Here is a 15,672-nt window from a genome sequence, read left to right on the forward strand (position 1 = left end):
CGCCTCGCGCGGGCCTTTTCAAGGAGCAATGACAATGCCCACGTCCCTTTCAGGGCTGATGCCCTACGCAGTCTGGCGGCACTTCGAAGGTCTCAGCCAGATCCCGCGCGGATCAGGCAAGGAAGAGCGGGCGGTCGCTTTTGTCCGCGGATTTGGTCTGGCGTTGGATCTGGATACCCGTGTCGATGCCACCGGCAACGTGATCATCCGCAAACCCGCGACCCGTGGGATGGAAGATCGCCCGACGGTCGCTCTGCAATGCCATCTGGATATGGTGCAGGAGCAGGAAGAAGGGCGTGGTTTCGACTTTGACTGCGATCCCATTGAATTGGTGGTGGACGGCGACTGGCTGACCGCTCGGGGTACGACATTGGGGGCGGACAACGGTATCGGCGTCGCCCTGACAATGGCCGTTCTGGCCTCGTCCCAGATGGCACATCCGGCGATTGAGGCTTTGTTCACCGTCGACGAAGAGGTCGGCATGAGCGGAGCCGAGGCGGTGACAGCCGACCAGTTGACTGCGCCCTATCTGATCAATCTGGATATGGAGAGCGATCACGAGTTGACCATTAGGTGCGCCGGTGCCGTCGATATCCTGGCCGAGGGCCGATATGATCAGCAGCCGCTGAATGGTGACGCGCATCTCTATGAGATTCAGGTGCGGGGTGGCCTCGGCGGACATTCCGGCCTCGACATCCATCTGGATCGCATGAACGCTATCAAGGTTCTGGCAGAGGCACTGGTTCGACTTAACGCAGCCGTGCCCTTGACGGTCACGTGGTTCGGCGGCGAAGGCGTGGCCAACGTCATCCCGCGCCGTGCCAAGGCCCATTTTGCGGTTACCCCAGGCAGTGAGACTGCGTTGCAGGAGGCTATTCACGGCTTGCCGGATCTTGTGGCACCGTTCGTGCCTCGCGAACCCGATGCCCGCATTCGGTGCAACCGGGTACATGAGACTGCCGAGCGCGGCTTTACCCCTGCGTTCCAGGCCGAGTTTCTGGTTGCAATTGGCCGGGTGAACAGCGGCGTCCATTCGATGAGCGACGACGTGCCCGATCTGGTCGAGACCTCCAACAACCTGTCTATCGCCGTCGCGGAAAAAGGCCGGTTTCAGGTCACCTGCCTGGCCCGTAGCTGCGTCGAAGCCCACAAACCAAAGGTCATTGAACGGGTGAAAGACAGCGTCGGTGGAACCGGGGCGCAAATCTGGACGGCCAATGAAGCGCCGGGATGGGAACCTCAGGCCGATGGCGCGCTGTTGCATTTCATGTCGAACGCCTACCACTCCCAGCAAGGCGAGAAGCCCGGAGTGATCGCAATTCATGCCGGGTTGGAAACCGGTATTCTGTCTCAGACCTTCCCGGCCACCGAAATGATCTCGTACGGGCCAAACATTCAGGGCGCTCATTCCACCGATGAACGAGTGCAGATCAGCTCGGTCCAGAAAGTCTGGGCAGTTCTGCAAAAAACGCTCGCCAAACTCCCTTCAGCATAAGGAACTCTAACCATGACTCCGAACCTGCCCGAGCAATATCTGGTCGTTGCGCGCCGTATCATTCAGGAGATGTTTGCTGCCAAGCCCGGAGAGACCGTGGCCCTGACTGAGGACGACGGCACCGACCCGCTGATCACGCAAGCCTTTTATCAGGCGGCGGCCGAGGTGGATGCCAAGCCGCTGATCATGAAGTTCCGGCGGGCGAACAACAATGGTGAGGCAGGAATGCCGGACTGGCCCGCCGGAGCCATGGAAGCCGCCCTTAGTCACGCCGACATCTGGATCGAAAACAACGAGGCGTTCACGCTCTACTCCTCCATGTGGGAACGCGTGATGGAGGCCAACGACAACCTGCGTTACAATGTGCTGGCGGGCAGTTCCATCGACAGTCTTGAGCGGGTGTTCTGCCACTATGACATCACCCGCATGGGCCAAGTGATCGACAAGATCGTAGCGCTTGCGGCCAAGGCCAAGACCGTGCGCGTCACCAACGAAAGCGGCACGGACGTGTCCTTTGAAATGGACCCCAACAACGTGATCGATGCCGATAGCGGAGATTTCTCGCAGAAGAAATTCGGCACTGCACCTGGGTATGTGAACCTCGTTCCCAAAACCGGCACGATGGAAGGCCGTATCGTGTTTGACATGATCATGCATGCTGACCTGTCGAAAGGCGGCAAAGTTGAGTTCACCATGCAAGACGGCAAGATCCTCGATTACGGCGGCCAACACGGGAACCTGTTGCGCGATTATGTCGAAGGCTTCGACGAAGAAAACATGCGCAGGATCAGCCATATGATGATCGGGTTCTGCACTGGCGTGCGCGAGCTGAGTTGGGAAATCGTCGAGGACGAACGCATCTGGGGTGGTGTCGACTTCGGCTTCGGCCACACCTCTCCGATGGACATGCCCCCGCATGGCCAACCCGCCAGTTCTCATTTTGACGGTATTTCAACCAAGGCAACCGTTTGGCTGGACGATCTGAAAATTATGGAAAATGGGGTGATCGTGCACCCGGACATCAAGGAAGATGCCGAACAATTGCTGCATGACTACGACCGAAAAACCGCGAGCGCGTAACGGTCGTCGCCCCCATCCTCGTCAGCAAGACTGGCGAGGATGGCATACTTACTGTTTTAGCGGATTTGCTTTAGGGTCAAAAATATCTTCCTTCGGTGCCACCCCAAAACGCGGGTTTGGACACCGAGCGCGGTATTATCGCCGGGAGCGTCGAACAGACAGCCCGCTTGGACAACCCGAACGCTTCCGCACTCAGATTGCATTGGCTTCTCTGACCGTAAGTTGCCGTTCTGCTCCCAGAAACCAAGATTCTCCGGAAACGATCATACGGTTACCAGGCTCAAGATGATCAAAATCGAAATTGGAATCTGGACCAAGATTGGGGATCGAAATGACTGCCTGATACATGTGCCCGGCATTGTCGCGAACGGTAACTGTACTTCCATCCTTTTCAGGCTTAACCGAAACGATTTCTACTTCCAGCTCGTTGAGTTCCACCTCGTCGTTGGCGGATGCTCGCGTCCCCGGCTGACAGGCTGTAACACTTAGAAGAACGAAAAATGTAACAATGGCTTTCATCAGTTTTTGCATGATGTTTTGTGATCTTCTGATTAGAGGCTTGAAGGCGATGCGTTTCATCTGACCCGTTGGCGTTTTGGCTGATCTATTGCGTAGACACGCTTATCGAGCAGAAAGTAGTATCAACCGCAACATATACGAGACCCTTTCGGATCAAATACTTGATAAAGGAAAATTTGGCTGGTTTTTAGTCGATCTATTAGTAACTTGCATACCGATCAGATTGTGGTTGTAATCGCTTTTTGCGGAAAATCTATTGGAGTGCACTCTTGATAATTCCGTTTCATGTTCGGGAAATGCTTCAACGCATCAGGGCACGATTTGACGCTGATCAGATACCGAAACAGATGGCACCAAATGATGCCGAGTTTTCAACACTGCGCCCGTCCCGCAAGCCTACCAAAGAGATGGTCGTGCGCTTTTGGGAGCAGTTGAAACCCACAGCCAGCGACGAGGATCAAGCGCAAATCGCTGATCCGGAAACGGTAGAAGATGCCGAAACCTATGGCACCAATATTGAGAACTTCATCGGGACGGTTAAGCTTCCTGTCGGGGTCATTGGACCTTTACGTTTGAACGGAATGAACGCAAACGGCGATTTTCATATCCCCCTTGCAACAACCGAGGCGGCGCTGGTCGCGTCTTATGCCCGGGGCGCTTATGCCGCCACCCGATCGGGCGGTGTCAGTACAGCTGTTTTGTACGAAGGTGTTCTGCGGACACCGGCGTTTGTTTTTGAGAGCCTTCTTAAGGCCGGGCAATTTGTGGATTGGGTTGTGACAAATGTCGACATACTCAAATCTGCGGCCGAAGCGACGACCCGTCATGGCAAGCTTGTATCGCTGGAGCCGTTCATTGATACAAACGTCGTTTTTTTGATTTGCCGCTACACCACAGGTGACGCAGCGGGTCAGAATATGGTGACCATCGCCACCGACGCCTTGTGCCACGCAATCGCGGATAGCTGCCCTGTCGCGATTGAGAACTGGTATGTCGAAGGCAATTTTTCGGGCGATAAAAAGGCTTCGGCGCTGGGGCTGGTAACGGGGCGCGGGCGTAAGGTCAGCGCCTCGGTCACGCTTCCGGCTGAGGTTGTCAAAAAGACGCTTGGAACGACGGTCGAAGCGATGCTTGACTATGGCCGTGTCGCCAATCTGGGGGCGCTTTTGTCCGGCCAATTTGGGGCGCAGGCGCACTATGCCAACGGGCTGGCGGCATTCTACATTGCAACCGGACAGGACGCGGCCTGCGTTGCCGAAAGCGCGATGGGAATCACGCGAATGGAACCAAGGGGCGACGATCTTTTCTGTTCGGTTACACTTCCGAACATCTTGGTTGGCTCGGTCGGCGGGGGCACTGGATTGCCCAGCCAGGCAGCAGCGCTGAACATACTCGGCCTACGGGGCAGCGGGTGTGGCACAGCTTTGGCTGAAGTGGCCGCGGCCACGTGCCTATGTGGTGAAATCTCCATCGTCGCCGCGATTGCTGCGGGCCATTTCACCCGCGCCCATGAAAGTCTGGCCCGCCACAGATGAGCATTCAGAACCGATTCTGGATTTATCAATCCGAGCGTTTTCCACTGAAGAAAACCGTCCCTCTGTTGCTGGTGTTTTCCTCGGCCAGTATCTGCGTGTCCGCCCGTCTCGCAGACCGCCCCCTGCCCGAATGGCCCGCCTTTGCCGCCGGCTTTGTGTTGGCCATGGCGTTGTTCTTCCAGATGCGGGTCTGTGACGAGTTTAAGGACGCTGAAGACGACCGGCGCTACCGGCCCGAAAGGCCGATCCCACGCGGATTAGTCTCAACCGGTGAAGTTCTAAGCCTGGGTTTACTGACCATTCCACTGGCATTTGCGGCTGCCTGGTTCTGGTACCCGTCGGTTTTGTGGCTGTTGGGCGCGGTTTGGATCTGGCTCGCGGCGATGACGGTCGAATTCGGTGTCCCGGCCTGGCTGAAGGCGCGGCCGGTTTTGTACCTGCTAAGCCATATGGCGATCATGCCCTTGATTGATCTGTTGCTGACCGGCCTCGAATGGCTGCCGGCAGGCGGGGCGGCGCCCTCTCTGTGGCTGTTCCTGGCGTTGTCCTTTGTGAATGGCTGCGTCCTTGAGATCGGGCGCAAACTGTGGGCACCAGAAAACGAAATTGCCGGGGTCGACACCTATTCCGCCCTATGGGGTCCGCGTCGGGCGGGGCGTATCTGGATCGGCTGCGTCCTGCTGTCCTATGCGCTTCTTGTCGGCACGGGCAGCGCCACAGGCGTTGGCTGGCCAAGTGCCCTGATCGGCGCGCTGGCGCTGGTTCCTTGCGGGGCTGCCGCATTCCGCTATAGTCAGTCACCAACTGAGAAAGCCCAGAACAGGATGGACACTGTTTCCGGCCTTTGGGTGTTTTTCTGCTATGCCACGGCTGGTTTCCTGCCCTTCTTGTTCGGAGCCGCTGTATGACTTTCATCGTCGCCCAAGCGGATGCCAACGATGTCTCGGTTGTCGGTGGCAAAGCGGCGGTACTGTCGCATCTGACGCAGCACGGTTTTTCCCCACCCGAGTTCTTTGTCATCACTAATGACGCATTTCGCATGGGGCAGTCCGGGCCCATCGCGAAAAAGGGCCTGCGATCGGCAGTGACCGCTGCGCTTAAAACGCTCGGGCCCGGGCCTTACGCGGTGCGCAGCTCTGGCCGGTCCGAAGATGGCGTGGATCACAGTCACGCGGGACAGTTCGAGTCTGTCCTGAACGTTCCTGGCAAGAGTGTGATCGCAGCGGCCAAGCAGGTGTGGCAATCCGGTTTCTCGGCAACGGTCGAAACCTACCGGGCGGTCAAATCCGGCGGCCAAGCCGAGGCTCCTGCGATCATCGTACAATGCATGGTCGATGCAAAGACGGCCGGTGTCGCCTTTTCCGCCGATCCGGTCAGTGGTCGGCGCAATGTGGTCGTGATCTCGGCCATTGAAGGCCTTGCAGACCAGCTTGTGTCAGGTGAAGCGGACGGAGAGGACTGGATCATCGGTGCGGATGGCACACCGGAAAGCGCACCAGACACCCCAACACATTTGAACGTGAACGAGGCGCAATCCATCGCGGCCCTTGCCCAAAAGGCCGAAGCTCTGTTTGGATCACCTCAGGACATCGAATGGGCCATTGATGCGCAAGGGCTACATATTTTGCAGGCCCGACCGATTACCACGGCCTTACGTCCTGTGCCGCTCGAAGACCAGACACTTACTATTTTCGACAACTCCAATATCGTAGAAAGCTATCCGGGCATCGTCAGCCCGCTGACCTATTCTTTTGCTCTGCATGTTTATTCTCAGGTGTATCGCGCTTTCGTCAGGTTGCTGGGCGTTTCCCGGCACACGGTTGCCCAGAACCCAACTGTGTTTGACAATTTGCTGGGGCGGGTGGATGGGCGTGCCTATTACAATCTGATCAACTGGTATCGCGCGCTGGCACTGTTGCCCGGGTTTTCACTGAACCGCGACTATATGGAAACGATGATGGGCGTTTCTGAGCCGATGCCGCGTGAGGTCACGGATGCTCTTGCTCCGCCCTCCACCACTGGTTGGACCAGGGTCGTGGAATACGCGAAACTCGCCAAGGTTGCCGGCGGTCTGATCTGGCAGGCTATCCGGCTGCCGCAGACCCGGCGCAATTTTTATCATAGGCTGAACGACATATTGCTGGCGGGGCTCGATGTGAACACGTCCAACGCGACCGAACTGGCGGCCGAGTACAGGCGCATCGAAAGCACCTTGCTGGATCGTTGGGACGCCCCGCTGATCAACGATTTTCTATGCATGATTGCCTTTGGCGGCTCGCGCAACCTGCTACAAAAGTGGCTGGGCGAGGACGGGTTGACCCTGCACAATGACCTCATGATCGGGCAAGGCGATATCGTTTCAGCGGAACCCGCTCAGCGCATTGCCCAAATGGGAAAGTTGGTTAGGCAGGCAGGTCTTGCCGCAACTTTAAAAGCCAATGCAGAGCTGTCAGTTTTTTCCGGGCACCGGCAAATCGAAGCCGAGGTTGATGCGTATCTTGAGAAGTTCGGCGACCGATGCACCGAAGAGCTCAAGCTGGAAAGCGTTCCGCTGCGCGACGACCCAACCAGCCTTTTGCTGGCGATTGCAGCCAGCGCCGAGCGTCCCCCGTCCGGGCGTCAGGAAGGCGCTGAACCGGACTGGCAAGCTCTGTTTCCAGCAAACCCCCTCAAACGGCAGTCGGCCAAATGGATTCTTGGCTGGACCAAGGCGCGTGTGCGCGACCGCGAAAACCTGCGTTTTGAACGCACGCGAATCTTTGGTTATGCGCGGCGTGTGTTTTTGGGCATCGGCCGGGAATTCGCCGCCCACGATCTGATTTCATCACCAAAGGATGTATTTTTCCTGACAACACATGAGGTTCTCGGAGCAGTCGAAGGCTATAACCTGTCACCTGATCTGAAAGGCATCGTTGCGCGGCGCAAACAAGAGGATGAAGCTTCATCCCGACGCCCCGACCCGCCGGAACGCATCGAAATCCGTGGTCCCGCCATCGCGCCGATCTGGTCCGACAACGCGGAACTCGAGGTGGACACGGCACGGGTGAAGCACGGCACGGGCTGTTCCGCAGGACAGATCAAAGCGCGTGCGCGTGTGATCCGTGATCCACGCACCGAGGCCCTGGACCCCGGAGACATTCTGGTGGCGCGCCACACCGACCCGGGCTGGATCGCCGTATTCTCAAACGCATCGGCCATCGTCGTCGAGCGAGGATCACTGTTGTCACATTCGGCCATTGTGGCGCGCGAACTTGGTATCCCCTGCGTGGTTGGCCTGAAAGGGGCCACCAACTGGATCGAAGATGGAGAGATGATCTCGGTCGACGGGGCAAGCGGCGCGGTGGAGCGGTGCGATGGGTAGCAGTGAGATTGAGAAAAAAGCGGATTTCGACTATGTCCGCTATGCCCAACTGTGGGAGGACGCAGATGTCCTGACTTCTGCATTGGGCGATTGTGCGGGCAAGACATTGGTGTCCATCTGCTCGGCCGGTGACAATGCGCTGGCGATGCTGACACTCGATCCCGCGCGCGTCGTGGTTCTGGACCTATCACCGGCGCAGATCGCCTGCCTCAAACTCAGAATCGCGGCCTATCAGCGGCTGACTCATTCAGAGTTCATCGAACTTACAGGCTCGCGCCCAAGTACCCGACGGGGTACATTGCTGGGCCGGGTTTTGGACGCCACAGATACCGACACACGCGCCTTCTGGGAGGCTCTGACTCCGGAGGTCAAAAAACACGGCATTGGGGGCGTCGGCAAATTTGAACGCTATTTTCGCATTTTTCGGACCCGGCTTTTACCGCTGGTGCATTCACGCCGAACCATCGACGAAGTGTTCACTCCACGCAGTCCAGAAGCACGACAAACTTTTTTCGACGCGCGGTTCAACACATTCCGTTGGCGTCTTTTGCTGAACATCTTCTTTTCTCGCTTCGTCATGGGGCGCATGGGCCGGGACAGCGCATTTTTCGATCATGTCGAAGGCAGCCCGGCCCAACATGTCGCCCGCCGCATCCGTCATGCGGGGGTCGCCACCGATCCTTCGCAAAATCCCTATCTGCATTGGATTCTCAAGGGCGACCACGGTGACGCGCTGCCGATGGCGTGGCGCCCCGAGCATTACGAGACAATCCGATCCCGATTGGATCGTCTCGACATCCGCCTCGGGTCGCTCGAGGCATTTGTATCGACCGGTGAAAAAGCCAGCGGGTTCAACCTGTCGGATATCTTCGAATACATGTCGCCTGAAAGCTTCCCGCAAGTCTACGGCTCTATCCTGACCGCCGCAGAGCCACACGCCCGACTGGTCTATTGGAACATGATGGCACCCCGGCGGGTTCCGCCGGTATACAGAAGCCAGATAGGCACACTGACCGACATCGAAACGCAGCAGAAAGCCCGTGACATGGCATTCTTCTATTCGGATTTCGTCGTTGAAGAGGTGCAACCGTGACGGTTCCTGGGCAGGTTCTGCTGGCGGCGGGGTCCGTATTGGCTCTGGTCGGAGTAATGATGGTCATCCGAAGTCTGGCCAACACGGCGGGTTTGAGCGCCGAAGTGCAGCGCAAGCTGATGCATGTCAGCACGGGCCTCTTTGCGTTGCTGTTGCCCTGGCTCTTTCCTGATCGCTGGCCGGTGTACATGCTGATCGCAGCCACAATGCTGGTGATGCTTGTGCTGCGCCTGCCGCGTTTTTCATCGGGTCTTGGCGCGACCCTACATGGGGTTGAACGCACATCCTACGGTGACTTTCTACTCGCCTTGTCCGTTGGACTTTGCTTTTTGCTGGCGGGCGAAAACACGCTGTTCTACTTGCTGCCAATTGCAGTTCTGACACTCGCGGATGCTGCCGCAGCGCTTGCCGGGACCGCGTATGGAACCAAACGCTACGTGGTGGAAGATGGCGACAAGAGCCTAGAAGGGTCAGTGGTGTTTTTTGTCGTAACGCTATTGGTTGCGATCATCTGCTTCTTGTTCTTGTCGAAACTCCCGCCATCTAACGTCATGATGTTGTGTCTTATGGTTGCGGCCTTTGGCACATTGGTCGAGGCGCAAAGTTGGCGGGGGTTTGATAACTTGTTCCTGCCGCTTGGCTTGCTAATTTTTCTGAACGGCCACTATCACAGCTCTTTGGCAGAGCTCGCCCTGTTGGCTGCCATGTTTTTTGCCGCCCTTGCCAGTTTCGGCGTGGTGGGAACCAAGCTGGGCCTGACCAAGCATACGACCCGCGTGTATGTTGTCGCGGTTTTTTTGCTGCTTGCGGCCGCTAAACTGCAGAACACAGTACTCCCGATTATGGTTCTTGCCGCACATGGCTGGGCACGCACCGCTTCTCCTTGTGACAGTAAGTACCCCGATCTGGATATTGTAGCCGCCTTAGGGTTTTTGGGTTTCGGTTGGCTTGCGGTTGGAAATGCAACGGGATGGGATGCAATTTCTTTTTTTGGGCTCAGTGCGATGGGGTTGGCTATGGGGCTCTCTGCAGTGGCGCTGTGTGCCAATCCTATTGCGATACCGTTTGCTGCGGCTTTCCTGTTTATCATTCGGTCTTGGGCTGTTTCCCAGAATTCTGAACAGTCGAACTGGGCCGAGCCGCTGACGGCTCTGACCCTGCTCTCACTGCTGTGCACAGTCGCGGTACCATTGGCCCGGCCACACTGGTTCGGAAAAGATCGGGTTCTGAGGTTGACGCTGTTGGCCCTCGCCCTTCCCTTGCTCTACTATGTTTGGGTCGTTTCTGGATCGCTTGGAGCGGGGTTCTTTGCCGGAATTGTTTCATGACCAAAGAGACGATCAAAACCGCTGATGCAAAGCTGACCGTGTATCTGAACGGCCCGAACTGGGACGGCGTTCCCGCCGCAACCTTCGGTGATTTTTCCTGCAAAACCCCCGAGGCCGGAGCCGAAATCCTGCACAAGGGGATACGGCAGGTCAGAGACGCGGGCCTCGACCGGATCATCGGGCCGATGTCCGGCGATACCTGGCACAGTTACCGGTTTGTCTCGGGCAGCGACGGGTCTGCTTCGTTCCTGATGGAGCCCACCAACAAACCTCATGATCCCGAGGTGTTTCGGTCGGCAGGATTTACAGAGATAAGCAGGTACTTCTCGGCCCGAGTGCCGCTGCAGGCCGCCGCCCGGTCGGCACCGCCGGTAATCGATGGGTTCGTGGTGGAAGAGTGGGATGGAACAGACCCCGAGGCCCTGTTCCGTCAGGTATTCGAACTTTCATCCCGGGCATTCTCAAACAACGCATTCTATAAGCCGATTTCCGAGGCGGATTTTCTGGCCATGTATATGCCGGTCGTGCCGATGATGAAGCGCGACCTGATCCTGTTTGCGCGCCGCCGCGACGGGACATTGGCCGGATTTTTGTTCGGCATTCCCAACTATGCCGAAGGCCCCGATCCGACTTCCGCAATCCTTAAGACCTATGCAAGTCTCGAACCCGGCGCCGGGCGGCATTTGGCACACAGGTTCCACAAGACAGCATTCAGCATGGGGTACGACACCGCCATTCATGCGCTGATCCATGATGACAACAGCTCGGCCGACCGCAGTGCCGCGGAAGGTGCAACGATTTTCCGACGATATTCCCTGCTTGGGCGGAAGCTGAATGGCTGACCTGCTTGCCCATTTTTCAGCTGCGGTTGAACGGTTTCCGGACAGGACCGCAATAGTGGACGGCAAAGGCCGCCAGATTAGTTTTCAGACCCTGCACTCACGGGTTCAGCACCTGGCAGGTAGGTGGCAGGACAAGGGTATCCAACCAGGTGATCGTGTGCTTTTGGCCATGCCTGTCGATGCGGACCTGTATGCAAGTCTGGCCGCCCTATGGTCCCTTGGCGCCACCGTAGTCTTGCCGGAACCGGCCATGGGGTTGGCCGGTCTGCGCCACGCCGCCCGGACCACGAAACCAAAAGCGTTCTGTGCAGCGGGCGCTTATTCTTTGCTGAAGTTTCTGATTCCAAACCTTTGGTCCCTACCTCTGCTGAAGCCGGGGGAAAGTCGCTGCGATCCGGTGGTCCATGAGGTTCGACCGGAGGATATAGCCCTTATTTCTTTCACCTCCGGGACGACGGGCCAGCCGAAAGCCATTCCCCGCTCGCATGCATTTCTGATGGCGCAGCACGATGCCATCGCGCCCCTCCTCGCCAGCAACAATGCCGAGCGCGATCTGGTGGCCTTTCCGGTGTTCACATTGATCAATCTGGCGGCTGGGCGCACAAGTGTTCTCCCGAACTGGAAGTTGAGCAAGCTGGACCGCTTGTCGCCAGAACAGTTGGATAGCTGGATCCATGTGCAGCAAATCACCCGAACCCTCATCCCGCCGTCACTTTGTGAAAAACTTGCTCAATCCGGCGACACCGGTGCGTTGCGCACGGTGTTCACGGGCGGTGGCCCGGTGTTCCCGGACCTGGTGGAGACGTTGAGAACCCGGCACAGGCTTTCGGTTATTTGCGTCTACGGATCGACCGAGGCCGAACCGATTGCCCATCTCGACGCCAGGGACATCTCGGAGGAGGATTACCGTCGGATGTCCGGTGGCCATGGGCTTCTCGTCGGATATCCAGTGCCTGAGATCACGCTCCGCATTTGCGACAATGAAATTCAGGTCGCAGGGGCACATGTGAACAACGGTTATCTTGATCCGGCCCAATCAGTGGAAAACAAAATTAAAGAAGGCGGCGTCGTTTGGCACCGAACCGGTGACGCTGGCACGTTGGACGAGCACGGACGATTGTGGTTATGGGGGCGGATGGGGTCCGAAATTGAAGTGAATTCGGGTTCATTATTTCCCTTCGCAATCGAAGTCGCGGCAAGGCAATGGCCGGGTGTAGAACACTGCGCACTTGTGAATACGAAAGCAGGCCCGGCGCTTTGCATTCAAGGGTTCCCTGCTCAAGTTGAGGCTTGGAGTAGTTGTGCGCTTAGTTTTGGTGTTCCCAAGGTGATTTCAATTGACAAAATCCCCATGGACAAGCGTCACGCCTCCAAGGTCGATCGCGCGAAACTTGAACGCTTCTTGGGTTCTTAACGAAAAATGGGCCGAAACCGCACCGTTTTCAGTTGGCTTGAATTTCAGACCTGAGTGTCCGCGCCTGTACAGCGAGAAATTGGGCTTCGCTAGCGCGGTGAACGGCAGCTTCGCGGCCTTTGTGCAGAATGTGTCTGCTTCCGGCCCAATTCCGCCTCGGATTTTAGCGAATAATCAAGCTCACCTGCTGTGCTGTCCGCATGACGGCGTGTTATTGCCACCTGGTTCCATCAGATCGGCGCAGGCTGGCTCAAACCCCCGAATTGAAATGAATTTCTGGGAATTCCCCTTTGATCACCGATAATTTACCCTCATCTAAGCGGCACATATTTCAAGGAGAACCCCATGTCGCGTACTCTCATATTAGCTGTTATCGTCGCCGGACTTGGCGCCGGAGCTTACTATTATCTCAATCAACCCGAACCCACACCTGCCGAACAACTGCAATCGGCGGCCCAAGAAGCCGGTGAGGCTGTGAACGATGCCGTAGAAGCCGCGACCGAGCAGGCGAGCGAAGCCGCATCTTCCATTGCAGACCAAGCCAACGAAGCGGCCGAGCAAGCCGGACAAGCAGCTACTGATTTGGCCAACCAGGCCGGAGATCAGGTCGCCGCTTTGGCCAATCAGGGGCAAGATCTACTGAATTCCTGGATCGAAGAAGGTACGCTTTCCGTCCAGAATTTTGACTATGACGCCATGGTGACTTCGGTTCAGGACAGCCAGTTGTCGCAGGACCTCAAAACAAAGGCTCTGGGTATCTTGGATGAAATCAAAGCATCCCCTCAGTTGATTGCCCAGAAGATCGAAGAGCTCCGTGTGCTTTTGACCGGACAACAATAATTTCCAAGGGCCGTTCGGAATTGAGCGGCCCTTTTTCCATACGGCGCACACGCTCCCGCAACGTCAGACGCAACTCTGATTGACGTCCCAACACACGTTTGATTGGCTGCCCCTAAATCCAACGCAACACCATTGGCAACAGACCCGTTCTGTGCGGTGTCCGCACAGGAGATAGGAAACAAAATGACCACCCTGCCCCCAAACATGTTCGCTGTCATTCAAACCCATGACGGTTATTCCGGATCGGCCACCGGTCCGTTTATCGAAGATGCCGCCGATTGGCTGGCCGAGGCCGAGCTTCCTGTGCCCCAACCCGGCCCCGGTCAGGTCCTGATTAAATTGCGGGCATCGTCGGTGAACCCGTCCGACATCCACTTTATCAAAGGCGAATACGGGCAGCCGCGTGTAAAAGGCACGCCCGCCGGGTTCGAAGGCTGTGGCGACGTTGTGGCCACCGGTGCCGGTGCCGAAGCGTTGCAGGGCCAACGGGTCGCCTTTGTGGCAGCTGGTTCCGGAGCATGGGCCGAATATGTCGTGACACAAGCGATGATGTGCATCCCATTGCGGCCCGATATCTCGGATGAGGACGGCTCAGCCCAGATCGTCAACCCTATGACTGCGATGGCGATGGTGGACATCGCGCGCGGTGCAGGCGACGCTTTTGCCGTCTCAGCTGCCACCAGTCAGTTAGGCAAGCTCATGTGTTCCTTAGGGCGCGACCTTGGGCTTAAACCCATCGCCATCGTGCGCCGGGCCGAGGCCGTGGAAACCGTGAAAGAACTTGGCGCGCACGAGGTTCTGGTCACATCCGACCCCGACATGATGCGGAAGTTCGAAGCACTCAGCAAAAAGCTGAAACCGCGTGTCTTCCTGGATGCTGTGTCGGATCAGATGTCCGAGCAGGTTTTCTGCGGGATGCCCAACGGTGCACGGTGGGTCGTTTACGGCAAGCTTAGCCCCGAACTACCAAAGCTTACGCAGACGGGCCAATTGATCTTTATGAGCAAGCGGATCGAGGGGTTCTGGCTGACCAAGTGGATGACATCAACACCTCCGGAAGACCAGATGAGAGTTGTCGCCGAAGTACAGGCCCGATTTGCCGATGGTCGCTGGAAAACGGATGTTTCTGAACGGCTTGGCTTGCGCGATGTGGTGGCAAATCTGGCGGATGCGCTGAAAAAGAGTGACGGAAAGGTCATTATCGCGCCATAGTAGAACAAAGCCCCGGACGAAGGAGGATGTCCGGGGCGCAAAAAACGCCGGACATACCGGCATGGGAGGACAGACTTGGATAACGCACAGCTGCTGATCAGCGGGCTGGCGAATGGCTGTGTCTACGGCCTTATCGCTCTTGGCTTTGTTCTGATTTACAAGGCCACTGAGGCGGTGAATTTCGCGCAGGGCGATTTCATGATGCTGGGCGCCTTTGTGACAATCGGGCTTACGAATACTGAATATATGGGCCTGCCTTTCTGGTTGGCTCTTCCGATTTCGCTGGGGATCATGGGGGCGTTGGGTTACCTGGTGGATCGCCTGATCATTCGCCGTTTGTTTGGGGAAAGCCAAACAGCCGTCGTCATTCTGACCATCGCATTGGGGTTCGTAATCCGGTTTGTGGCCGGGCTGATCTGGGGGCATGAGCCGCAGACGCTGCAAAACCCGTTGGCAGGCAAAGAAGTTCGGTTTGGAGGGCTGGTGCTGGGGATGGAGGACGTTGCCGTTATTGTCGTTACCATCCTTCTGACCTGGGGTCTGTATGTTTTCTTCAGCCGGACCAAATTGGGCTTGGCGATGCAAGGCGCGTCACAAAACCAGTTGGCAGCATATTACATGGGCATCCCGGTAAAGCGCGTTCAGGGTTTCATCTGGGCTTTGGCCGGGGTTGTCGCAGGGATTGCAGGGATCTTGTTCGCGGCCAAAGGCTCGGTTGATCCAACCACAGGTTTGCTTGGCATCAAGGCCTTTGCCGCAGCCGTTATTGGTGGTTTCGGCAGCCTGCCCGGTGCCCTCGCAGGCGGGCTGATCGTTGGGGTAATTGAACCCTTTGCCAGCCGTTACATCGCAGCAGGATACAGTCAGATCGCGCCTTATGCGCTGCTCTTGGCAGTGTTGATTTTCCGCCCCAACGGGCTGTTCAGTCAGGTTCGGGTCAAGAAGGTTTAAGT

13 protein-coding genes are annotated in these 15,672 nt (G+C 57.2%); 12 read left to right on the forward strand and 1 reads right to left on the reverse strand.

Features of this window, described 5'->3' with window-relative positions; translation table 11 throughout:
• Positions 1-34: 34 nt before the first annotated feature.
• Together pepD and AC2FGC_RS01555 are read left to right on the forward strand one after the other, a co-directional pair.
• On the forward strand, positions 35-1,495 hold the full coding sequence (gene pepD / locus AC2FGC_RS01550; RefSeq protein ID WP_496781321.1) for a beta-Ala-His dipeptidase: 1,461 nt from the start codon (positions 35-37) through the stop codon (positions 1,493-1,495).
• Positions 1,496-1,507: 12 nt separating this feature from the next.
• Positions 1,508-2,575, forward strand: coding sequence for a 2,5-dihydroxypyridine 5,6-dioxygenase NicX family protein (locus AC2FGC_RS01555; protein WP_496722839.1), 1,068 nt, complete (start codon positions 1,508-1,510; stop codon positions 2,573-2,575).
• 192 nt (positions 2,576-2,767) lie between these two features.
• Here the strand turns inward: AC2FGC_RS01555 and AC2FGC_RS01560 are convergent, their stop codons facing one another.
• Complete coding sequence (locus AC2FGC_RS01560) at positions 2,768-3,154, reverse strand: hypothetical protein (protein WP_496722837.1); 387 nt, start codon at positions 3,152-3,154, stop codon at positions 2,768-2,770.
• Positions 3,155-3,390: 236 nt separating this feature from the next.
• On the opposite strand from AC2FGC_RS01560, the gene AC2FGC_RS01565 reads away from it, so the two are divergent.
• From AC2FGC_RS01565 to AC2FGC_RS01610, 10 genes are all read left to right on the forward strand, one after another.
• Positions 3,391-4,629, forward strand: coding sequence for a hydroxymethylglutaryl-CoA reductase (locus AC2FGC_RS01565; RefSeq protein WP_496722835.1), 1,239 nt, complete (start codon positions 3,391-3,393; stop codon positions 4,627-4,629).
• Positions 4,626-5,537: a UbiA family prenyltransferase gene (locus tag AC2FGC_RS01570; protein ID WP_496722833.1), complete on the forward strand. Its 912-nt coding sequence runs from the start codon at positions 4,626-4,628 to the stop codon at positions 5,535-5,537. Before AC2FGC_RS01565 ends, AC2FGC_RS01570 begins: the two co-directional genes overlap by 4 nt.
• Entirely contained in the window at positions 5,534-7,990 is a 2,457-nt protein-coding gene (locus AC2FGC_RS01575; protein ID WP_496722831.1) for a PEP/pyruvate-binding domain-containing protein, read from the forward strand. Before AC2FGC_RS01570 ends, AC2FGC_RS01575 begins: the two co-directional genes overlap by 4 nt.
• Positions 7,983-9,083 (forward strand): BtaA family protein, encoded by a 1,101-nt coding sequence (locus AC2FGC_RS01580; protein WP_496722829.1) that lies wholly within the window; start codon positions 7,983-7,985, stop codon positions 9,081-9,083. Before AC2FGC_RS01575 ends, AC2FGC_RS01580 begins: the two co-directional genes overlap by 8 nt.
• The gene (locus AC2FGC_RS01585) at positions 9,080-10,411 is read left to right on the forward strand and encodes a hypothetical protein (RefSeq protein ID WP_496781322.1); all 1,332 of its coding nucleotides are present in this window, start codon (positions 9,080-9,082) and stop codon (positions 10,409-10,411) included. Before AC2FGC_RS01580 ends, AC2FGC_RS01585 begins: the two co-directional genes overlap by 4 nt.
• Positions 10,408-11,253 carry a hypothetical protein gene (locus AC2FGC_RS01590; RefSeq protein ID WP_496722825.1) on the forward strand — a complete coding sequence of 282 codons (846 nt, stop codon included), beginning with the start codon at positions 10,408-10,410 and terminating at the stop codon, positions 11,251-11,253. Before AC2FGC_RS01585 ends, AC2FGC_RS01590 begins: the two co-directional genes overlap by 4 nt.
• On the forward strand, positions 11,246-12,667 hold the full coding sequence (locus AC2FGC_RS01595; RefSeq protein WP_496722823.1) for an AMP-binding protein: 1,422 nt from the start codon (positions 11,246-11,248) through the stop codon (positions 12,665-12,667). Before AC2FGC_RS01590 ends, AC2FGC_RS01595 begins: the two co-directional genes overlap by 8 nt.
• A 345-nt stretch (positions 12,668-13,012) precedes the next feature.
• On the forward strand, positions 13,013-13,507 hold the full coding sequence (locus AC2FGC_RS01600; RefSeq protein ID WP_496722821.1) for a hypothetical protein: 495 nt from the start codon (positions 13,013-13,015) through the stop codon (positions 13,505-13,507).
• A gap of 183 nt (positions 13,508-13,690) precedes the next feature.
• Positions 13,691-14,719 (forward strand): alcohol dehydrogenase catalytic domain-containing protein, encoded by a 1,029-nt coding sequence (locus AC2FGC_RS01605; RefSeq protein WP_496722819.1) that lies wholly within the window; start codon positions 13,691-13,693, stop codon positions 14,717-14,719.
• A gap of 75 nt (positions 14,720-14,794) precedes the next feature.
• Positions 14,795-15,670: a branched-chain amino acid ABC transporter permease gene (locus tag AC2FGC_RS01610; RefSeq protein ID WP_170557355.1), complete on the forward strand. Its 876-nt coding sequence runs from the start codon at positions 14,795-14,797 to the stop codon at positions 15,668-15,670.
• The last annotated feature ends 2 nt before the right edge of the window (positions 15,671-15,672 follow it).

It is taken from the genome of Ruegeria sp. CDSC054, from assembly GCF_059610645.1.